This is a genomic window from Micromonospora sp. NBC_01796 (assembly GCF_035917455.1).
Lineage (GTDB): Bacteria > Actinomycetota > Actinomycetes > Mycobacteriales > Micromonosporaceae > Micromonospora_G.
Map to the genome: position 1 here is coordinate 1,805,246 of NZ_CP109078.1, position 19,999 is coordinate 1,825,244.

The window sequence follows — 19,999 nt, forward strand, 5'->3', positions numbered from 1 at the left end:
AGCGGGCGGTCCCGCCACCGACCGCCGCACCCGGCGTCCGGGTGCGGCACCGCTCGTCGGTCACCGCCGGGAAAGCTGGGCGACCAGGTCCTCAACGGTACGGACCGGGCGATCGCAGACAAACCCCCGGCAGACGTACGCGGTGGAGCCGCCGTCCAGCATCGGGCGGTCCGCCAGCAGCGGCACCCCCTCCTGGTCCGGGGCCCCCGCGACAACCACCGCCCCCGGCGGGGCGTGCCGACGGGCGGCAGCCACCAGCGGGTCACCGGCCGGGTCGGTGGTGACGATCGCCACCTCGTACGGGCCGGAGAGCAGCGCCTCACCGCTGGCGGCGGCGTACCCGGTGAACCGGGCGTGCCGGGCCACTATCGGTGCCACCGTCGCCAGCGCCGTTTCGGCCACCTCCCGGTAGCGCGGCTCACCGGTCAACGCCGAGTAGGCCACCAGCCCCGCCACCACCGCCGACAGGCCGGACGGGGTGGCGTTGTCGGTCGGGTCGGCCGGGCGGGCGATCAGCTTCTCGGCGTCGTCGGCGGTGTCGTAGAAGCCGCCCTGCCCGGTGGAGAAGTGGTCCAGGGCGACGTCCAGCAGTTCTCCGGCCAGGGTCAGCCACCGGCCCTCGCCGTTGAGCTGGTGCACCGCGCAGAACGCCTCCGCCACCGCCCCGTAGTCCTCCAGCACCCCGGCCGGCTCACCGACCTTCCCGTCCCGGGAGACCCGGCGCAGCCGCCCGTCGACGATGTGCCGCCCGGCCAGCACCTCGGCGATGTCCACCGCCGCCGTGGCGGTCACCGGGTCGCCGGTCAGGGTCGCGTACTCGACCAGGGCGGTGACGGCCAGCCCGTTCCAGGCGGCCACCACCTTGTCGTCCCGGGCCGGCTGCGGACGCAGGTCGCGTACGGCCCGCAGCTCGGTGCGTACGCGCTGCCACCGGTCCGCCACCTCGGGGTCGACGTCGTCGATGTCGCGGCCGAGTTCCAGCACGCTGGTGCCGTGTTCGAAGGTTCCCGCGGCGGTGACCGTGAACAGGTCGGCGGCGAAGCGGCCGTCGTCGGTGCCGAGCGCCTCCACGAGTTGGGTCGGGGTCCAGGCGTACGTGGCGCCCTCGACCCCGTCGGTGTCCGCGTCCAGGGCGGAGGCCAGCCCGCCGGCCTCGGTGCCGAGACCGTCCAGGAGGAAGGCCGCGGTCTCCCCCGCCACCCGCTGCGCCAGCCGGTCCCCGGTGAGCCGCCAGAGCTGGGTGTAGACCCGGAGCAGGAGGGCGTTGTCGTAGAGCATCTTCTCGAAGTGCGGCACGGTCCAGTGGGCGTCGACCGAGTAGCGGGCGAAACCACCGGCGAGCTGGTCGTAGATGCCGCCCCGGGCCATCGCCTCGGCGGTGTGCCGGACGATCTCCAGGGTCCGCTCCGAACCGGTGCGCTGGTAGTGCCGGAGCTGGAACAGCAGGTTCATGTGCGGCGGGAACTTCGGGGAGCCACCGAAACCGCCGTTGACGGAGTCGTACTCCCGGCCCAGCTGTTGCGCGGCGGCGTCGAGCAGTTCGGCGGTGAGCGGGGCGGTCGGGCCGCCGACGGCCTGCGCGCCGCCGATCGCCTCGACCACGGCGGCGCCCTGCTGCAACACCGCCTCGCGCTGGTCCCGCCAGGCGGTGGTGACCGACTCCAGGAGGCGGACGAAGTTGACCCGGGGGAAGTACGTGCCGCAGAAGAACGGCGTCCCGTCGGGCGCGGCGAGTACGGTCATCGGCCAGCCGCCCTGCCCGGTCATCGCCTGGGTGGCGGTCATGTAGACCGCGTCGACGTCCGGCCGTTCCTCCCGGTCCACTTTGATCGACACGAAGTTGTCGTTGAGCAGCTTCCCGACCGCCGGGTCCTCGAACGACTCGTGCGCCATCACGTGGCACCAGTGGCAGGCCGCGTACCCCACGGAGATCAGCACGGGTACGTCGCGTCGTTTCGCCTCGGCGAACGCCTCGTCGGACCACGGCCACCAGTCGACCGGGTTCTCCGCGTGCTGGAGCAGGTACGGGCTGGTCGCGCTCGCCAGTCGATTCACCCGACGACCATATCCACCGGCGGCCGACGGCGGGCGGGTGTCCCCCGGCTCTAGGACGCGCCGTCGGCGTGCAGGGGGAAGATCCGGGCCTGTTGGGAGTTGTCGAGCTGGGTCTGCAACACCGTGACGATCTTGTCCGACCCCATCGGGCGGAAGAAGTGGTAACCCTGGGCCGCGGTGCAGCCCAGCTCGGCCAGGGCAGCCCGCTGGTCGGCCGTCTCCACACCCTCGGCGACCACCCGCAGGCCGAGTTCGCGGCCCAGCCCGACGGTCGACCGGACGATCGCGGCGGCCTCCGGCGAGTCGGCCATCGCCATCACGAAGGACCGGTCCACCTTGAGTTCGTCGACCGGGATCCGGGTCAGGAAGGTGAGCGACGAGAAGCCGGTGCCGAAGTCGTCCACGGCGAGCTGGATCCCCATCGCCCGCAGCTCGGAGAGGACCTCGTCGATCACGCCCAGCTCGCTCATCACCACCGTCTCGGTGATCTCCAGGACCAGCCGGTGGGCCGGCACCTGGTGGCGGCGCAGGGATTCGGCCACCTCCGAGGGGAGCCGGGGGTCGAGCAGGCTGCGCGCGGAGAGGTTGATCGAGATGGGTACGTCCAGTCCGTGCCGGGCCCAGTCGGCGGCCACCGCGAGGGCCTTGTCGACCACGTACCGGGTGAACGGGCCGAGCAGTTCGCTGCCCTCGATGGTCCGGACGAAGTCGACCGGACCGAGGCGGCCCCGGCGCGGGTGCCGCCACCGGATCAGCGCCTCCACCCCGGTCGGCGCCCCGGTGGCGAGGTCGACCGCGGGCTGGAGGGCGAGCATGAGCTGGTCGTCGGCGGCGAGCGCCTCACGCAGCTCGGCGAGAAGCGCGAGCTGGTCGGTGCTGGCCGCGTCCTGGCTGCTGTCGTAGCTGGCGACACTGCCGCCGCCCGCCTTGGCCTGGTACATCGCGATGTCGGCCCGGCGCAGCAGTTCGGTCATGTCTGCGGTGCCGGCACCGGCCACCACCACACCGACCGACGCCTCGACCGACATCCGTACGCCGGCCACCTCGGTCGGGGCGGCCAGTTCCTCCACGATCTCCCGAGCCCGGCGCAGCGGGTACGGCAGCGACGCGGGCCATTCGCCGAAGACGCTGAGTTCGGTGGCGACCGGCAGTTGCAGCGCCGGCACGGCGGGCGTCGGCAGCGGGGTCGCCGGGAGGGAGGTGACCAGCAGGGCGAACTCGTCGCCGCCGAGCCGGCCGAGCACCTCACCGTCGCGGCGCAGTTCCTGCAACCGGCGGGCGGTCACCTGGAGCAACTCGTCCCCGGCGGCGTGCCCGAGGGTGTCGTTGACCTCTTTGAAGTTGTTGATGTCGAGCAGGAGCAGGGCCACCGGGTGGTCGTGTCCGAGCCGGTGCAGCGCGAGGTCGCCCTTGCTCAGCATCGCCGCGCGGTTGACCAGTTTGGTCAGTGGGTCGTGCACCGCCTCGTACGACGACTGGGCGGCCATGATCCGCAGTTCCTGGTGGGTGGCGGCGTCGTGCAGCGCGGCGGCCAGGGCGTCGGCGAACGCGGACAGGACGTCCCGCTCGCGCTCGCCGGGCCGGACCGAGCGGGGGAACCGTACCCGGAGTTCGCCGACCGGCCTGGCCCCGACCTCGAGCGTCCGGGACAGCAGGTGGGGGTCGGTCTCCGGCTCGGGTGGCGCCGTCAGGTCCTGGTCCGTGACCGGCTCGCCGCCACCGCCCCGGTAGCGGCGCCACCGGTTGCCGCTGCGGGCGACGTGGAGGTCGACCCGGTCCGCGCCGAACACGGCGAGCGCGCCGTGCACCCCGGCGGTCGCCACCCCGCGCTCGTCGAGCTGGTTCAGCGCCCCGGTGGCCTCGGCGAAGGCCCGCCACGTACGCCGCTCGTCGTCGGTACGCAGCCGCTGGCTGTACGTCTGCTGCAACAGCCACCACAGCGGTGGGAGGAGCAGCAGCCAGCGGAGACTGTGTTCGAGGATGGTGATCACGGCCAGCCCGACCAGGACGTTGCCGACGAACATCGGCAGCTTGCCACGGAGCGCACGCAGCAGCAGGGGTCCCATCGGGAGCCGGTGGCGCAGCGACATGGTGAGCGAGGCCAGCCAGCCGGTGGCGAACAGGTAGGTCAGCGAACCGAGGACGAGCGCGACGGTCAGCGCGGGCGTCAGCGGGGCACCGAGCGGTTCGCCGAGGGCGGTGGTGACGGCGGTGGCCAGCGCGACGGCGGCGGTCAGGGAGGCGGCGATGTGCACGACCTCGACGAACGATCGCCGATCGGGGAAGATCGACAGCAGTCCCCAGCCGAGCCCGGCGCCGACCAGGGCGGTGACCGGCAGCCAGCCGGCGGGCGCCAGGTAGAGGCCGATGACGAGCGCGGCCTCACCCCAGGTGACGTTGACGGTGCCGGAGGCGACCCGGAACCGGAGCCGGGCCAACTGGGCGAGTGCGAACACGCCGGCCACGATCGCCAGCCGGGCGAGCGGATGGACGGAGCCGAGCGGGTCGTCCGGCGGCAGGTCCGCCGGTACGGCGAGACCGACCACGGCGGCGGCGAGGGCTGCGGCGAGCACGGCTGCGGTGAGGATGAGCATCCGCCGGGGGGTGCCGGAGATGCCGACCAGGGCCGCCGTCCGTGAGGCGGCAGGCCGGCCGGATGTCACGGGCCGCCTCCGCCCGCCGTCCAACGACGCGGCGCCTGCTCGGGCCGCGCACCGCCTCGGGCGTCGGGTCTGACTCTCATCGGCGCCCCCTCCCGCGCACGGTGCGGGGACTTTTGGTCCCCGGCGGAAGGCTAAGCCAAACCGGTTTGGCGCAACAGGGGGCGCCTGGCCGGTTTAGCCGCGATCATGTCGTCGTGTGCCCGTTACTGCGCAGGTGGGAGGCCCTGGGAGCGGTTCCATCAGATTCCTCTGCCAAGTCCGCCTCGACTGGTCCCGGAACGGACGAATCGACCCGGCCGCCCGGTTCGTCGGTGCGCTGGTCCGGGAACCGGTCCGGCAGCCGACGCAGTCGCGCGTTCATGTTGCGGATCAACAGAACCGTGGCGATGGCCAGCACCACGATCAGGAACAGGCCCATCGGGCCGGCCAGGCCACCGGTTCGGGTGTCCCCGAAGTTGTTCGCGGCAAGCACGTCAACAGCGGTCAGCATGACTGGGATCCTTCGATAGGCGAGCTGCCATAACAGTACGCCCCGGCGAGGTCAACGGGCACGGGCGGTCTCACGTACGCCGGCGAACAGGTCGGATTCCGGCAGCGGACTCTCCACCAACGACTTGACCAACTGGAAGTCCTCGGTCGGCCAGGCGCGCTGCTGGATCTCCATCGGCACCTGGAAGAAGAAGCCGTCCGGGTCGATCTGGGTGGCGTGCGCCCGCAGCGCGTCGTCGCGTACGGGGAAGTACTCCGCGCACTCCACCCGGGTGGTGACCCGGGGCCCCTTGTCCGGGCGGTCCTCCCAGTTCTTGAGCCACTCCTCGTACGGCGACTCCCGCCCGGCCGCGAGCACCGCCTCGTGCAGGGCCATGAAGCGCGCCTTGGAGAAGCCGATGTCGTAGTAGAGCTTCAGCGGCTGCCACGCCGGCCCCAACTCGGGGAACTGGTCGGGGTCACCGGCGGCGTCGAAGGCCGCGACGCTGATCTTGTGGCACATGATGTGGTCGGGGTGCGGGTAACCGCCGTCCTCCGGGTAGGTGGTCACCACGTGCGGACGGAACTCCCGCATCAGCCGGACCAGCGAACCGGTCGCGACGGCGACATCCTGCAGCGCGAAGCACCCCTCGGGCAGCGGCGGCAGCGGGTCGCCCTCGGGCAGCCCGGAGTCGACGAAGCCCAGCCAGGCCTGCTCGACACCGAGGATGCCCCGGGCCGCGTCCATCTCCGCCCGACGGATCTCGCCGATGTTCGCCCAGACGTCCGGCCGGTCCAGCTTGGGGTTCAGGACGCTGCCCCGCTCACCGCCGGTGCAGGTCGCGACGAGCACGCTCACGCCCTCGGCGACGTACTTCGCCATGGTCGCCGCGCCCTTGCTCGACTCGTCGTCGGGATGCGCGTGTACGGCCATGAGACGCAGTTGCTCTGCCAACGAAATACTCCTCGTCCGTGCTGCCGCCGAGCCCCCGCGGCTCGACCGGCTGACCTGCCGGTATCGTTCGGTAACCGTTTGCGAAGATGGACTCTGCCATTCTGGCCGATGCCACCGACAACGCCCCGCAGGAGATGTGCCCGGTGACCGAGACGAACGCCACTCGTTCTTCCGACGCGCCGGTCTTCCCCGCCGACCGGTACGGACACCGACGCGCGCCCCGACGCCGCCGCCCCTGGCTGCGCGCACTGCTGGTGGTCGCCCTGGTGGCCGTCCTCGGCCTGGCTTCCGCCCGGCTCTACCGACAGTACGGCGACCCCACCTACGACGCCCAGGTGATCACCTACACCGACATTACCGACAGCCAGTTGCGGCTGGTCTTCCGGGTGACCGTCCCGGCCGGTGGCTCGGCGATCTGCGCGGTACGCGCCCGGTCCCGGGACGGGGCCGAGGTCGCCCGCGAAGAGGTACGGGTCGACGCCCCGGCCGGCGAGCGGCAGCCCGTGGTCGAGCACCAGCTCACCACCACGGGCAAGGCCCTCGTCGGCGAGGTACTGCGCTGCCGGGCGGCCGACTGAGCCGGGGCCGGACCAGCCCCGAGCCGTCGCGACGCGAGGCCCCCGAACACCGTCTGTGAGCCGATCGGGGCCGTTCGGTTCAGTTCGGCAATAAATCATCACCCGTCCGGTGTGTATCGCACTGGTAACTTGGTACTTCGTTCCTGTCCGCAGCAGTCCGTTTACCCAAGGAGATCGTCTGTGTCCACGACCGACCGCGAGGCGCCCGCCACCTGGCTGTCCCAGGACGCGCACGACCGCCTGCAGGCCGAGCTCAACGAGTTGATCGCCGGCCGGCCGGTGATCGCCGCGGAGATCAACGCCCGGCGCGAAGAAGGCGATCTGCGGGAGAACGGCGGATACCACGCCGCCCGCGAGGAGCAGGGCAAGCAGGAGCATCGCATCCGCTACCTCCAGGAACTGCTGCGTACCGCCTCCGTGGGTGAGGCGCCGAACGCCGACTCGGTCGCCCCGGGCACCGTCGTCACGATCCACTTCGACGACGACGAGGAGGACAAGGAGACCTTCCTGCTCGGCTCCCGGGAGATCGCGGCCACCACCGACCTGACGGTCTACAGCCCCGAGTCCGCGCTCGGCAAGGCCATCCTCGGCACCCGTGCCGGCCAGACGGTCACGTACACCGCGCCGAGCGGTGCGGACATCAAGGTCACCGTGGTCGCCTTCGAGCCGTTCGCCGGCTGACCGGTCGACCCCTCGATCACGATTCGACCGGGGTCGGGACCACCCCGATCCCGGTCGAACGGCACCGCGCCGGTGACGGCCGAGTCGGTTAGGGCCGGCGTTCCTAGCCGGCCGCCTCACCGAAGGCCACCTGGTAACCGCTGGCCCGCAGCGCGCTGATCAGCCGGTCGGAGTGCTCCGCTCCCCTGGTCTCCACCGAGAGCGCCACCTCGACCTCGCCCAGGCGCAGGTGCGGATTGTGTCGCTGGTGCACCACGTCGACCACGTTGCCCCGGTGCTCGGCGATCTGGCTGAGCAGCAGCGCGAGCTGACCCGGCCGGTCGTTGCAGCGCACCGTCAGACGCAGGTAACGCCCGGCCGCGGCGAGCCCGTGCTCGATCACCCGCAGCAGCAGCAGCGGGTCGATGTTGCCGCCGGAGACCACCGCCACCACCGGCGCCTCGACCTCCACCACGCCCGCCAGCAGCGCCGCCACCCCGGCCGCGCCGGCCGGCTCGACCACCTGCTTGCCCCGCTCCAGCAGCATCAGCAGGGCCCGGGAGATGTCCTCCTCGGAGACCGTCACCACCTCGTCGACCAGCTTGCTCACGTGCGCGAAGGTGAGATCGCCGGGGCGTCCCACCGCGATTCCGTCGGCGATGGTGGCGAACGCCGGCAGCCGTACCGGCCGGCCGGCGAGCAGCGAGGGCGGGAAGGCCGCCGCGCCGGCCGCCTGGACCCCGATCACGCGTACGTCGGGACGGAGCGCCTTCACCGCGACCGCGATCCCGGAGACCAGCCCGCCGCCGCCCACCCCGGCCACGATCGTCTTCACGTCCGGGCACTGCTCCAGGATCTCCAGCGCGACGGTGCCCTGGCCGGCGATCACGTCGGGGTGGTCGAACGGGTGGATGAACACCGCTCCGGTGCGGTCGGCGAAGTCGCGGGCCGCGACGAGGGACTCGTCCACGGTGTTGCCGACCAGTTCGATCCGGGCGCCGTACCCCTTGGTCGCCGCCACCTTGGGCAGCGGCGCGCCGACGGGCATGAAGACGGTCGAGTTGATGCCGAGCAGGCCGGCGGCGAGAGCCACCCCCTGGGCGTGGTTGCCGGCGCTGGCCGCGACCACCCCGCGCGCCCGCTCCTGCTCGGACAACCGGGCGATCCGCACGTACGCACCGCGCACCTTGTACGACCCGGCCCGCTGGAGGTGTTCGCACTTGAGCCAGGCCGTCCCGCCGAGCGCGGCGCTGAGCGGCCGGGATGGCTCCAGCGGGGTGGTACGGGTGATGCCGGCGAGCAGTTCGCGCGCGGCGTGCACGTCGGCGAGGCCGACCAGGTCCGTCATGTCCAGATCGTCGCACCCCGTCCCGGCCCCGCCCTCCGGGGCGCCCCGCCGATGCCCGCCATCACACCGCCCACCGCCCACCACCCCCCGGGTGGTAGGGAACTCATGTAGAGAAAGAGTGGCTATCCGCCGCCGGACAACCACTCTTTCTCTACCTGAGCGCGGATCTTGGGGTTAGGGGGTGGGGTGTGGGACTCGGGGCCAGTTGGGGGCGTGGCGGGGCCACGGGGCGGCCATTTCGAACTGGCCGGCCACGCCTAGCAGCAGCAGTTCCGAGCCGGGCGGGCCGACGAGTTGCACCCCGACCGGGAGCCCGTCCGGGCGCAGGCCGACCGGGACCACCAGCGACGGCAGGCCGGCCATGTTCCACGGGGCGGCGTACGGGGCGTACCGGATGTTGGTCATCATGTTCGCCCGCCACGAGCGGCCGGCCCAGCCTTCCGCCCGCGGCGGGGTCGCCGCCAGCGCCGGGGTGAGCAGCAGGTCGACCGAGTTGTCGGTGAAGAAGCCGATCGACCGTTCCCGCCACCCGGACCGGTCGGACTCCCGGACGTAGCCCCGCCGGTACGCCCAGGCGCCGAGTCCGGTGTGCCGCCGGCTGCGCGGTTGCAGGGTCCGCCGGTCGAGTCCGGCCTCCTCCACGTCACGGGAGGCGGCGGCCAGCCAGGTGGCGATCCCGCGCAGCCCGAGCGAGGTCGGGTAGACCGGGTCGACGGTGACGGTGTCGTGCCCGGCGGCGGCGAGCAGCCGGGCACCGGTGGCGACCGCGTCGGTGTTGGGCGCGTCGGCGCGTACGCCGGCCACCGGTGAACGCAGCGAGACCGCCACCCGCAGGCGCTGCGGCGGCACCAGCTTGTCCGGTCGCCGGCCGGCGAGTACGGAGAAGCCGACGGCCGCGTCGGCGACGGTGGTGGCGAGGATGCCGTGTTCGGTGAGCCCGAACCAGTCGTCCGCGCCGAGTTGGCAGGGCACCACACCGGAGCCGGGCTTGAGCCCGACCAGCCCGCAGCAGGCGGCGGGGATGCGCAACGAGCCGAGCCCGTCGTTGCCGTGCGCGATCGGCACCAGACCGGAGGCGACCGCAGCCGCCGCACCACCGGACGAGCCGCCCGGGGTGCGGTCGAGCTGCCACGGGTTGCGGGTGACCGAGCCCTCGTCGTCGGTCAACGCCCAGAGGCCCAGTTCCGGCATCCGGGTCACGCCGACGATCACCGCGCCCGCACCACGCAGCCGCCGGACCACCTCGTGGTCGTCCTCGGCGATCGCGGTACGGGCCGCTGCGGAGCCGTTCCAGGTGGGCAGGCCGGCGACCGGAGTGTTCTCCTTGACCGCGATCGGCACCCCGGCCAGCGGCAGGTTGGCCAGGTCGTCCTGCTCGTCGACCTTCTCCGCCTCGACGATCGCCTCGCCACCCCGTACCACCCGGAACGCGGCGAGTTCGCCGTCGCTGCGGGCGATGTGGTCGAGGTGGTCCGCCACCACCTGGGTGGCGGACGCGTCACCACGGCGGACCGCCCGCGCGATCTGCTTCGCGGTCGCGCCGACCCAGGACGGCATGAGCTCCTGCACTCCCCACCCCTCCCGAAAGGTCAGCCGAGCGCCTGCTCCAAATCGGCGAGCAGGTCGTCAGCCGTTTCGATGCCGACAGACAGTCGCACGAGATCGGCGGGAACTTCAAGCGGCGAGCCGGCAGCACTCGCATGTGTCATCCGGCCGGGGTGTTCGATCAGCGATTCCACCCCGCCGAGGGACTCGGCGAGCACAAAGAGCTTGGTCCGGTTGCAGATGTCGACCGCCTGCGCCTCGCCGCCGGCCGCCCGGAACGAGATCATGCCGCCGAACCGGCGCATCTGCTTGGCCGCCGTCTCGTGCCCGGGGTGGTCGGGCAGGCCCGGGTAGCGAACCTCGGCCACGGCCCGGTGCGCGGAGAGGTAGTCGACGATCCGCTCGGCGTTGTCGCAGTGCCGGTCCATCCGTACGCCGAGGGTCTTGATCCCGCGCAGGGTGAGCCAGGCGTCGAACGGGCCGGGTACGCCGCCCATCGCGTTCTGGTGGTACGTCAGCTCCTCGCCCAGGCCGCGGTCGGCCGTGATCAGCGCCCCACCGATCACGTCGGAGTGGCCGCCGAGGTACTTGGTGGTGGAGTGGACCACCACGTCGGCGCCGAGCGCCAGCGGCTGTTGCAGGTAGGGCGAGGCGAACGTGTTGTCGACCGCGAGCAGTGCCTGGGCCTCGTGGGCGATCGAGGCGAGAGCCGGCAGGTCGGCGATGTTGAGCAGCGGGTTGGTCGGCGTCTCCACCCAGATGACCTTGGTCTGGCCGGGGCGGATCGCGGCCCGTACGGCTTCCGGGTCGGAGAGCTTCGCGGCGGTCCAGCTCAGCCCCCACCGGTGCAGGACCTTGGCGAAGAGCCGGTACGTGCCGCCGTACGCGTCGTCCGGGATCACCACGTGGTCGCCGGGGCGGCAGACCGTACGCAGGAGGGTGTCCTCGGCGGCGAGGCCGCTGGCGAAGGCGAGCCCGACCTGGCCGCCCTCGATCGCGGCGAGGCACTCCTGCAGTGCCGTACGGGTCGGGTTGGCCGACCGGCTGTACTCGTAACCGAGCCGCGGCGCCCCGACCTCGTCCTGGGCGTAGGTGCTGGTTGCATATATGGGTGGCACTACCGCGCCGGTGCGTGGATCAGGTTCCTGACCGGCGTGGATGGCGAGCGTCTCGAAGCCGTAATTCATTGGGGTGACGTTAGTCTGCCGGGGTGAAGCCTTGCGTCTTCTGTGGCATTGTCGCGGGTTCCGTGCCGGCCTTCACCGTCGCCGACGAGCCGGCCGGGATGGCGTTTCTGGACACCAGACCGGTTTTCCGGGGTCATGTACTGGTCGTACCCCGAGAGCATTATGAGGTTTTGCCCGATTTGCCTGTTTCTTCGCTTTCTGGATACTTCGGTCTGGTACAGCGGATCACCATCGCCGTCGAGACCGGACTCGGCTCGGGCGGCACCTTCGTCGCCATGAACAACCGGGTGTCCCAGTCCGTCCCGCACCTGCACACCCACGTGGTCCCCCGGACCAAGGGCGACGGCCTGCGCGGTTTCTTCTGGCCCCGGACCACGTACGACGACGCCGACGCGGCAACCGGCTACGCGGCCCGGATCGCCGCCGCACTCCCGCCCGCCTGACCGCGCCCTCCTCGCCCGCCACCGACCGCCTGAGCCGCCCGTCGGCGGGTACCCCCGGGTGCCGGACGAGCCGGGTAAGGATCTTGACCGGCGCGTGGTTACACAGGGCAGAGGTATGAGAGGAGACCTACCGTGTTCCTACGGCGAATGAAGGCCAGCCTGCCCAGCCCCGACCAGGTGCTGCCCGGACGCGACTTCCCGATCTCGGCGCCCGACCGGCACGTCGTCCTCGGGACGCCGTTGCAGGGTCCCTGGCCCGAGGGCAGCCGGACGGCCGTCTTCGGCATGGGCTGTTTCTGGGGCGCCGAGCGACTGTTCTGGACGCTGCCGGGGGTGATCTCCACCTCCGTCGGTTACGCCGGCGGCCAGACCCCGAACCCCACGTACGAGGAGGTCTGCTCGGGCTTCACCGGGCACACCGAGGCCGTACAGGTGGTCTACGACCCCACCGAGATCAGCTACGAGGACCTGCTCAAGGTCTTCTGGGAGAACCACGACCCGACCCAGGGCATGCGCCAGGGCAACGACGTGGGCACCCAGTACCGCTCGGCGATCTACACCACGACCCCCGAGCAGTCGCGCGTGGCGCAGGCGTCCCGCGAGGCGTTCGCCCCGGTGGTGGCCGAGGCGGGCCTGCCCGAGATCACCACCGAGATCGGGGAGCTGGGCGACTACTACTACGCCGAGGACTACCACCAGCAGTACCTGGCGCCGACCAAGAACCCGAACGGGTACTGCAACCACGGCCCGAACGGGATGAGCTGCCCGGTCGGCGTCGCCCGGGTGCCGTCCGACCTTCACTAGTCCGCACCAGCGCTCCCCTGCCAACCATCGACGCGGGAATTTCCGGCCTGACGTGTCGCATCCGCCCGGCGCCGTTCGTAGCGAAGATGGAGGCGGACAAAGGTCCGCCCGAGTCGAGGGAGCAGACATGGCCGAGTACCTCATCTACTTCAACCAGCAGTGGGTGGGTGACCACACCGAGGAGTGGTTTCGCGAGCGCGGCCCACTCGCTGCGGCGGTCGTGGACGAGATCAAGGCAGCCGGGGCGTACCTGTTCGCCGGGGGCTTGGAAGTGGACGGCCCCGTATCCAGTGCCGACGCCACGAGCGGCACGGTGATGTTCACCGACGGGCCGTACGTCGAGACCAAGGAGTGGCTGGGCGGGCTGACCGTGGTGGACGTGGCCGACGAGGAAACGGCCCGAATGTGGGCCGGCAAGCTCGCGCAAGCGTGCGGCTGGCCCCAGGAGGTCCGACGGTTCGGCCGCGCCCCGCAACCCGGTGACGGGTGAGCGGGGAGTCGGCAGTCCCGGCCGCGAAGGATGAGCTGCCCGGTCGGCGTCGCCCGTGCAAGCGTCTGATCAGTGATCTAAAACCATTGGCGGACCGGCCCGAAGGTGGTTAACGTGGCCGTACACGTGAGAGGAGGTGGTCCAAGCTTTGTGTAGCAACGGGACTCGTGAGGTGGCTGTCCGCTAGCCGCTGTCCTTGACAGTGCAACATCGTCGAGACCGTGTGGCAGCGGTGCGGCGAATCCGAGACAGCCACCCGACCCCCGGGGTGCCGGCTTTGTCCAGCCGGCCCGCGCACCGCGCGGAAGCCCCGGGGGTCGTTCCATATCCGGTGCACCTTTTCGACCCCGGAGGCCCCAGATGACCCGTGAACTGGTCGTCCTGGGCACCGCCAGCCAGGTACCGACCCGGCAGCGCAACCACAACGGTTACCTGCTGCGCTGGGACGACGAGATGATCGTCTTCGACCCCGGCGAGGGCAGCCAGCGGCAGATGCTGCGGGCCAAGGTCTCGGCCACCGACCTGACCCGGATCTGCATCACCCACTTCCACGGCGACCACTGCCTCGGCCTGCCCGGGATGATCCAACGCCTCTCCCTGGACCGGGTGCCGCACCCGGTCCCGGTGCACTTCCCGGCCGGCGGCACCGAGTACTTCGACCGGCTGCGGCACGCCAGCGCCTTCCACGAAACCGCCGACGTCCGCCCGGAACCCGTCGAATCCGACGGCCAGACCATCCCGATCAGCGGCGCGACGATCACCGCCCGCCGACTCGATCACCCGGTCGAGGCGTACGGCTACCGGCTGGTCGAGCCGGACGGGCGCCGGATGCTGCCGGAACGGCTGGCCGCGTACGGCATCTCCGGGCCGGCCGTCGGCGAGCTGATCCGCGCCGGGGAGATCGAGTCCGGCGGGCGCCGCGTGCCCCTGGACGCGGTCAGCGAACCGCGCCGGGGGCAGCGGTTCGCCTTCGTCATGGACACCGGGCTCTGCGACGCCGTGTACGACCTCGCCGACGGGGCCGACCTGCTGGTGATCGAGTCGACCTTCCTCACCGAGGACGCCGCGCTGGCCGCCGAGGCGGGGCACCTGACCGCGGCGCAGGCCGCGCGGGTGGCCACCGAAACCGGCGTACGCCGACTCGTGCTGACCCACTTCTCCCAGCGCTACCCCGACCCGGCCCGGTTCGCCGCCGAGGCACGCGAACACTTCGCCGGCGACCTGGTGGTGGCCGAGGACCTCGGTCGGGTACGGGTGCCCCGGCTATCCTCGGCCGGGTGACCGTCACCCTGCGCCCGGCCACCGCCGACGACCTGATGGCCGTGGGCGGGCTGCACGCGCGTTCCCGGCAGGCCGCCTACCGGGACTTCGTACCCGCCGAGGCGCTCGCCTCGGACTCCGGCGACCTGCTCGGCCAGTGGTGGAGCGAACGCTGGAAGTGGGAGCGGGACACCCACCTGATGACCGTGGTCGACGCCGGTGACCGGCTGGTCGGCTTCAACTACGTCGGACCGCACGAACTCGACCCGACCGGGTACGGCGAACTCTGCGCCATCCACCTGGAGCCGGACCACCAGGGCCGGGGCCTGGGTCGGGCGTTGATGGTCGACGCGCTGGGCACCCTGCACGGGCGCGGCTGGCACCGGGCGGCCCTCTGGGTGCTGGCCGGCAACAAGCACGCCCAGGAGTTCTACCGGCGCGGCGGGTGGACCGCCGACGGGGTCGAACGGACCGAACACGTCGGCTCCGCCCTCGTGCCGCAACTGCGCTACGTCCGGGACCTGCCCTAACCGCCCGCGCGTCCCCCGCGTTGTTCGCTGTCAGCGGAGCCCGGTCGGGCATCGAAGCGCACCGCTGGACGTTGTCCGCGACATGGACGGCGAACAGATCCAGCCACCTCCCACCGAAGCCGACGCCCTGGACGCGTACTCCCGGGTGGTCACCGGGGTCGCCTCCCGGGTCCTGCCGAGCGTCGCCGCACTCGCGGTGCGCTCCGCGCGGGGCAACGGGGCCGGCTCCGCGGTCACCTTCACCGCCGACGGTCTCCTGCTCACCAGCGCCCACGTGGTCGACGGAGCAGAGGGCGGTACGGCCACCTTCGCCGACGGCGCCGAATCCCGGTTCGACGTGGTCGGCACCGACCCCCTCTCCGACCTGGCCGTACTCCGGGTCCGGTCGACCAGCGTGCCGCCGGCCGAACTCGGCGACGCCGACCAGCTCCGGATCGGCCAGCTCGTGGTGGCCGTGGGCAACCCGATGGGGCTGGCCGGCTCGGTCACCGCCGGGGTGGTCTCCGGCCTGGGCCGGTCCCTGCCCGCCCGCGACGGCCGGCTGGTCCGGCTGATCGAGGACGTGATCCAGACCGACGCCGCCCTCAACCCCGGCAACTCGGGCGGGGCACTGGCCGACTCGGCCGGACGGGTGATCGGGGTGAACACCGCCGTGGCCGGTTACGGGCTCGGCCTGGCCGTACCGATCAACTCCACCACCCGGCAGATCATCGGCGACCTGGTCTCCACCGGGCGGGTACGCCGGGCCTGGCTCGGCGTCGCCGGGGTGCCGGTCCCGCTGCCCCCGGCGGTGGCCGAACGCACCGGTCAGCGCCGGGGCCTGCGGGTGGTCGAGGTGGTGCCGGGCAGCCCCGCCGGCAGCGCCGGGATCTACCTCGGTGACGTGCTCATCTCGGCCGGGGGCCGGCCGGTGCAGAGCGGGCAGGGGCTGCAGCGCCTGATGCTCGGGCCGGCGATCGGCAGCCGCCTGCCGGTCACCCTGCTCCGCCGGGGAGCCTTCGTCGACGTGATCGCCGTCCCGGCGGAGCTGAGCCGCTGACCGACGCTCAGCGGGCGCCGAGGTGGGCGAGCAGGTCCTGCCGGGTCAGTACGCCCCGAGGCTTGCCGTCGACCAGTACGAGCGCGGCGTCCGACTTCTCCAGCAGGTTGACCGCCTCGCTCACCGGCTGCCCACCGCCGATCATCGGCAGCGGCGGACCCATGTGCCGCTCGATCGTGTCGTGCAGGTGTGCCTGGCCGGTGAAGAGCGCGTCGAGCAGGTCCCGCTCGGCTATCGAACCGGCCACCTCACCGGTGACCACCGGCGGTTCGGCCTTGAGTACCGGGAGCTGGGAGACGGCGTACTCGCGCATGTAGTCGATCGCGTCCCGGACCGTCTCGGTCGGGTGCACGTGGATCAGCTCCGGCACCCCGCCCGGCTTGCTGGCCAGGGCGTCCGCCACGGTCGGCTCGGCGTTTCCGGTCTCCAGGAACCCGTACCGGGCCATCCACTCGTCGTTGAAGATCTTCGACAGGTAACCGCGCCCGCCGTCGGGCAGCAGCACCACGACAACGTCGTCCGGACCGGCCTTGCGGGCCACCTCCAGCGCCGCCACCACGGCCATCCCGCAGGACCCACCGACCAGCAGGCCCTCCTCGCGGGCCAGCCGCCGGGTGAGGTCGAACGACGCCTTGTCCGACACCTCGATGATCTCGTCGGCGACCGTCCGGTCGTAGGTGGTCGGCCAGAAGTCCTCCCCCACCCCCTCGACCAGGTACGGCCGCCCGGTGCCGCCGGAGTAGACCGAACCCTCCGGATCGGCGCCGATGATCTTCACCGCGCCGCCGGAGACCTCCTTGAGGTAGCGGCCGATCCCGGAGATCGTGCCACCGGTGCCGACCCCGGCCACGAAGTGCGTGATCCGCCCCTCGGTCTGCTCCCACAGCTCCGGTCCGGTCGTCTCGTAGTGCGACCGGGGGTTCGCCGGGTTGGAGTACTGGTCGGGCTTCCAGGCGTTCGGGATCTCCTCGGCGAGCCGGTTGGAGACGTTGTAGTACGAGCGGGGATCCTCGGGCGCGACGCTGGTCGGGCAGACCACCACCTCGGCGCCGTACGCCCGCAGCACGTTGCGCTTGTCCTCGCTGACCTTGTCCGGGCAGACGAACACGCACTTGTAGCCCCGCAACTGGGCGACCAGGGCCAGCCCGACACCGGTGTTGCCGCTGGTCGGCTCGACGATGGTGCCGCCGGGCCTGAGCAGGCCGGCCCGCTCCGCCTCCTCGACCATCCGCAGCGCGATCCGGTCCTTCACCGAGCCACCGGGGTTGAAGTACTCCACCTTCGCGAGCACCGTCGCGGAGATGCCGGCGGTGACCTGGTTCAACCGCACCAGGGGTGTGTGCCCGATCAGGTCGACGACATTGTCGTAGTAGCGCACCTCGATGTGCCTTTCCGCGTGGCCCGTCCGGCTCGTGGCCGGGTGATGGTCCGTGGCTGTGCCAGGTCAGCCCCGATGGCTGCGTAGATCAGCCTACGTGGGGTCACGGCACCACGTGGCCGGGGACTCAGGGCACCACGTGGCCGGGGACCACGCTGTCCCGACGGGCCTCCCAGACCAGGAAGCGCTCGGTCTCGGCGAGCACGCTGCCGGCCAGCCAGGTCACCATGAGCGCGTCGTCGGCCAGTCCGAAAACCGCCAGCAACAGCTCGGGTGCCAGGTCGATCGGTGAGACCACGTACGCGGTCGCCGCCGCCATCAGGGCCAACCGCAGGCCGCCGTCGTACTCGCCGCGGGCCGTCGCGCGGATCATCCGGGGCAGCGCCCCCAGCCGGGCCCCCAGCGACGGGCCGCCCCGCGTCCCGGATGTCAACGCCCGGGCCAGCGCCGCAAACGCCGCGGTCCGCTTCAGTGTCTTCGCCATGTCCGCACCCTCCTTCCGCCCATGATGCACATGGGGGCAACTTCCCCGCAGCGCGGGAAAGGGACACCCGCCGCATCCCGACCCGGGAGGAGCCAAAACACCGACAGCGCGAAACGACCCACCGAGATAGCCTCGAAGGCCGCAGGATGTCCGCGAAGGCGGGGGGCGCTTGATGAGTACGGCCGGTTCGGTGACGCGGCAACAGGCGCCGTGGCACACCGTGCGCCGGGTCGCGAAGCTGACGATCCTCGGTGCCGGGGTGACGGCGGCGACCACGGCCACCGCCTGGGCGGTGCTGATCGGCCAGGCCCGGCAGGCCCGACGGATCATCCCGCTCGCGCAGGCACCGCCGCCGCGCGGTGACGGGGTGTACGGGGCGAGGTTCCCGGGCAAGCCCCTCACCATGGTCATCCTGGGCGATTCGTCCGCGGCGGGGTACGGCGTACACCGCCCCCGGGAGACGCCCGGCGCCCTGCTCGCCACCGGTATCTCCCGCCGCCTGCGCCGGCCGGTACGACTGCACCGGTTCGCCGTGGTGGGCAGCCGCTCGGCCGGATTGGCACCGCAGGTCGAGGCGGCCCTCGAACTGGAGCCGGAGCTGGCGGTGATCCTGGTCGGCGGCAACGACGTGACCGCGCGTACGCCGCTGTCGATCGCCGTACGTTATCTGGTCGACGCGGTCCGCGACCTGCGCGGCGCGGGCGCCGAGGTGGTCGTCGGCACCTGTCCGGACCTGGGCGCGATCCGGCCGATCAAGCCGCCGCTGCGGTGGCTGGCCCGGCGCTGGAGTCGCCAGCTCGCCGCCGCGCAGACGGTGGCCGTGGTCGAGGCCGGTGGCGCGACGGTGTCCCTGGGTGACCTGCTCGGTCCCCGATTCGCGGCCGAACCGACCCGGATGTTCGCCTGGGACCACTTTCACCCGTCCGCCGAGGGTTACGCGGTCGCGGCTGCGGCACTGCTGCCGACGGTCCTGGTGGCGCTGGGCGCGGCCGAGGAGCGTCGGCCGGCTCTCGCCGAGGGCGAGGGGGTCCGCTCGCTGCCGGCCGCCGCGCACGAGGCGGCCCGCAACGCCGGTACGGAGGTCAGCGGGACCGAGGTCGGCGGACGCGAGCGCGGGCCCGCGGGGCGTTGGGCGCAGTTGCGCCGACGCCGGGCCTGGTTCGGCCACCAGCGCGGCGAGGAGCCGGCCGCGCCCGCCCATGAAGCAGGCTCGACCGGGGCGACCACGACCGGAGCCGAGCCGTCCACAGTGGAGGAACGAGCATGACAGCGAGCGGGACTCCGCGCCAACGGAGCGGTACCGCCGGCCAGCTCGGCCGGAGCGCCGCGCTGACCCTGATCGCCGGCACCGTCGGCGGCGCCGCCCTGCTCGCCGGTGAGGTGCTGCTGGCCCGCAACCGACGCTACGCCCAGCCGGAACTGGGACTGGCGCTGCGTTCCGTGGTCGGTCGGACCGGTGCGCCCGTACTCCGGCTGGTCCTGCTCGGCGACTCGTCGGCGCTCGGCGTCGGGGTGAACCGGGTCGAGGACACCGTCGGCGGTCAGCTCGCCCGGCTCCTGGCCGACGGTACGGGCCCCACCAGCGGGAACCTGGCCGGCGAGGGTCACCGTCTGGTGCACCTGTCCAGCGTCGGGGTGTCCGGCTCCCGGGCCACGGACCTGGCCACCCAGGTGGCGCGGGCACTGCTCGGGGAACGCCCGGACGTGGCGGTGATCCTGATCGGGGCCAACGACGTGACCGCACTGCGCCGACCGGGTGAGACGGCCGCCTACCTGGGTGCCGCCGTACGCCGGCTGCGCAACGCCGGGGTGGAGGTCGTCGTCGGCACCTGCCCCGACCTCGGTGCCGTACGCGCCATCGCGCAACCGCTGCGCCAGGTCACCGGCCTGCTCGGTCGGCGTACGGCCAGGGCCCAGTCGCGGGCCGTGCTCGCGGCCGGCGGCGTCGCGGTCGACCTGGCCGCCGAGACCGGTCCCGTGTTCCGGGCCGACGCCGGGACCCTCTGCCACGACGGTTACCACCCCTCGGCGGACGGGTACCGGGTGTGGGCCCACGCCCTGCTGCCGGCCGTGGCCGAGGCGGCGGCGGTCACCCGGCAGCACTGACGGGGC

General features: G+C 72.3%; 19 protein-coding genes. 10 read left to right on the plus strand and 9 right to left on the minus strand.

Annotation, left to right across the window (positions count from 1 at the left end; genetic code table 11):
* Positions 1-60: 60 nt before the first annotated feature.
* The 4 genes from OIE47_RS08285 to mca form a co-directional block, all read right to left on the minus strand.
* Positions 61-2,055, minus strand: coding sequence for a thioredoxin domain-containing protein (locus OIE47_RS08285; RefSeq protein ID WP_326560921.1), 1,995 nt, complete (start codon positions 2,053-2,055; stop codon positions 61-63).
* Positions 2,056-2,105: 50 nt separating this feature from the next.
* On the minus strand, positions 2,106-4,649 hold the full coding sequence (locus tag OIE47_RS08290; protein WP_326563021.1) for a putative bifunctional diguanylate cyclase/phosphodiesterase: 2,544 nt from the start codon (positions 4,647-4,649) through the stop codon (positions 2,106-2,108).
* 253 nt (positions 4,650-4,902) lie between these two features.
* Positions 4,903-5,208 (minus strand): hypothetical protein, encoded by a 306-nt coding sequence (locus tag OIE47_RS08295; protein ID WP_326560922.1) that lies wholly within the window; start codon positions 5,206-5,208, stop codon positions 4,903-4,905.
* 51 nt (positions 5,209-5,259) lie between these two features.
* Positions 5,260-6,141, minus strand: coding sequence for a mycothiol conjugate amidase Mca (gene mca, locus OIE47_RS08300; RefSeq protein WP_326560923.1), 882 nt, complete (start codon positions 6,139-6,141; stop codon positions 5,260-5,262).
* A gap of 143 nt (positions 6,142-6,284) precedes the next feature.
* Here mca and OIE47_RS08305 point away from each other — a divergent pair, with 143 nt between their 5' ends.
* Positions 6,285-6,719 (plus strand): DUF4307 domain-containing protein, encoded by a 435-nt coding sequence (locus OIE47_RS08305; protein WP_326563022.1) that lies wholly within the window; start codon positions 6,285-6,287, stop codon positions 6,717-6,719.
* A gap of 180 nt (positions 6,720-6,899) precedes the next feature.
* The gene (gene greA / locus OIE47_RS08310; protein ID WP_326560924.1) at positions 6,900-7,400 is read left to right on the plus strand and encodes a transcription elongation factor GreA; all 501 of its coding nucleotides are present in this window, start codon (positions 6,900-6,902) and stop codon (positions 7,398-7,400) included.
* 103 nt (positions 7,401-7,503) lie between these two features.
* Here greA and ilvA read toward each other — a convergent pair whose 3' ends face one another.
* The 3 genes from ilvA to OIE47_RS08325 all read right to left on the minus strand — a co-directional run bounded on the left by ilvA (position 7,504) and on the right by OIE47_RS08325 (position 11,459).
* The gene (ilvA, locus tag OIE47_RS08315) at positions 7,504-8,727 is read right to left on the minus strand and encodes a threonine ammonia-lyase (RefSeq protein WP_326560925.1); all 1,224 of its coding nucleotides are present in this window, start codon (positions 8,725-8,727) and stop codon (positions 7,504-7,506) included.
* Positions 8,728-8,901: 174 nt separating this feature from the next.
* Positions 8,902-10,284, minus strand: coding sequence for an amidase (locus OIE47_RS08320; RefSeq protein ID WP_326563023.1), 1,383 nt, complete (start codon positions 10,282-10,284; stop codon positions 8,902-8,904).
* A gap of 32 nt (positions 10,285-10,316) precedes the next feature.
* Positions 10,317-11,459, minus strand: a complete 1,143-nt coding sequence (locus OIE47_RS08325) for a cystathionine gamma-synthase (protein ID WP_326560926.1) — start codon at positions 11,457-11,459, stop codon at positions 10,317-10,319.
* A gap of 23 nt (positions 11,460-11,482) precedes the next feature.
* Here OIE47_RS08325 and OIE47_RS08330 point away from each other — a divergent pair, with 23 nt between their 5' ends.
* The 6 genes from OIE47_RS08330 to OIE47_RS08355 all read left to right on the plus strand — a co-directional run bounded on the left by OIE47_RS08330 (position 11,483) and on the right by OIE47_RS08355 (position 16,025).
* Positions 11,483-11,902: an HIT family protein gene (locus OIE47_RS08330; protein WP_326560927.1), complete on the plus strand. Its 420-nt coding sequence runs from the start codon at positions 11,483-11,485 to the stop codon at positions 11,900-11,902.
* 132 nt (positions 11,903-12,034) lie between these two features.
* The gene (gene msrA, locus OIE47_RS08335) at positions 12,035-12,706 is read left to right on the plus strand and encodes a peptide-methionine (S)-S-oxide reductase MsrA (RefSeq protein WP_326560928.1); all 672 of its coding nucleotides are present in this window, start codon (positions 12,035-12,037) and stop codon (positions 12,704-12,706) included.
* Positions 12,707-12,833: 127 nt separating this feature from the next.
* Complete coding sequence (locus OIE47_RS08340) at positions 12,834-13,196, plus strand: YciI family protein (RefSeq protein WP_326560929.1); 363 nt, start codon at positions 12,834-12,836, stop codon at positions 13,194-13,196.
* A 360-nt stretch (positions 13,197-13,556) separates the two neighbouring features.
* Positions 13,557-14,477: a ribonuclease Z gene (locus OIE47_RS08345; protein ID WP_326560930.1), complete on the plus strand. Its 921-nt coding sequence runs from the start codon at positions 13,557-13,559 to the stop codon at positions 14,475-14,477.
* Positions 14,474-14,986: a GNAT family N-acetyltransferase gene (locus OIE47_RS08350; protein WP_326560931.1), complete on the plus strand. Its 513-nt coding sequence runs from the start codon at positions 14,474-14,476 to the stop codon at positions 14,984-14,986. Before OIE47_RS08345 ends, OIE47_RS08350 begins: the two co-directional genes overlap by 4 nt.
* Before the next feature lie 82 nt (positions 14,987-15,068).
* Complete coding sequence (locus OIE47_RS08355; protein WP_326560932.1) at positions 15,069-16,025, plus strand: S1C family serine protease; 957 nt, start codon at positions 15,069-15,071, stop codon at positions 16,023-16,025.
* Positions 16,026-16,032: 7 nt separating this feature from the next.
* Here the strand turns inward: OIE47_RS08355 and OIE47_RS08360 are convergent, their stop codons facing one another.
* Together OIE47_RS08360 and OIE47_RS08365 are read right to left on the minus strand one after the other, a co-directional pair.
* Positions 16,033-17,403, minus strand: coding sequence for a cystathionine beta-synthase (locus tag OIE47_RS08360; protein ID WP_326560933.1), 1,371 nt, complete (start codon positions 17,401-17,403; stop codon positions 16,033-16,035).
* 127 nt (positions 17,404-17,530) lie between these two features.
* On the minus strand, positions 17,531-17,887 hold the full coding sequence (locus OIE47_RS08365; RefSeq protein ID WP_326560934.1) for a YkvA family protein: 357 nt from the start codon (positions 17,885-17,887) through the stop codon (positions 17,531-17,533).
* A gap of 172 nt (positions 17,888-18,059) precedes the next feature.
* Here OIE47_RS08365 and OIE47_RS08370 point away from each other — a divergent pair, with 172 nt between their 5' ends.
* Together OIE47_RS08370 and OIE47_RS08375 are read left to right on the plus strand one after the other, a co-directional pair.
* On the plus strand, positions 18,060-19,154 hold the full coding sequence (locus tag OIE47_RS08370) for an SGNH/GDSL hydrolase family protein (protein ID WP_326560935.1): 1,095 nt from the start codon (positions 18,060-18,062) through the stop codon (positions 19,152-19,154).
* Positions 19,151-19,993 (plus strand): SGNH/GDSL hydrolase family protein, encoded by an 843-nt coding sequence (locus tag OIE47_RS08375; protein WP_326560936.1) that lies wholly within the window; start codon positions 19,151-19,153, stop codon positions 19,991-19,993. Before OIE47_RS08370 ends, OIE47_RS08375 begins: the two co-directional genes overlap by 4 nt.
* Positions 19,994-19,999: the final 6 nt, after the last annotated feature.

Excerpts from the sequence above, each read along its gene's own strand:
- OIE47_RS08290 (WP_326563021.1), bottom strand. The coding sequence starts at position 4,649 with ATGCTCATCCTCACCGCAGCCGTGCTCGCCGCAGCCCTCGCCGCCGCC.
- OIE47_RS08295 (WP_326560922.1), bottom strand. The coding sequence starts at position 5,208 with ATGCTGACCGCTGTTGACGTGCTTGCCGCGAACAACTTCGGGGACACC.
- ilvA (WP_326560925.1), bottom strand. The coding sequence starts at position 8,727 with ATGACGGACCTGGTCGGCCTCGCCGACGTGCACGCCGCGCGCGAACTG.
- OIE47_RS08320 (WP_326563023.1), bottom strand. The coding sequence starts at position 10,284 with ATGCCGTCCTGGGTCGGCGCGACCGCGAAGCAGATCGCGCGGGCGGTC.
- OIE47_RS08325 (WP_326560926.1), bottom strand. The coding sequence starts at position 11,459 with ATGAATTACGGCTTCGAGACGCTCGCCATCCACGCCGGTCAGGAACCT.
- OIE47_RS08340 (WP_326560929.1), top strand. The coding sequence starts at position 12,834 with ATGGCCGAGTACCTCATCTACTTCAACCAGCAGTGGGTGGGTGACCAC.
- OIE47_RS08345 (WP_326560930.1), top strand. The coding sequence starts at position 13,557 with ATGACCCGTGAACTGGTCGTCCTGGGCACCGCCAGCCAGGTACCGACC.
- OIE47_RS08355 (WP_326560932.1), top strand. The coding sequence starts at position 15,069 with ATGGACGGCGAACAGATCCAGCCACCTCCCACCGAAGCCGACGCCCTG.
- OIE47_RS08365 (WP_326560934.1), bottom strand. The coding sequence starts at position 17,887 with ATGGCGAAGACACTGAAGCGGACCGCGGCGTTTGCGGCGCTGGCCCGG.
- OIE47_RS08370 (WP_326560935.1), top strand. The coding sequence starts at position 18,060 with ATGAGTACGGCCGGTTCGGTGACGCGGCAACAGGCGCCGTGGCACACC.
- OIE47_RS08375 (WP_326560936.1), top strand. The coding sequence starts at position 19,151 with ATGACAGCGAGCGGGACTCCGCGCCAACGGAGCGGTACCGCCGGCCAG.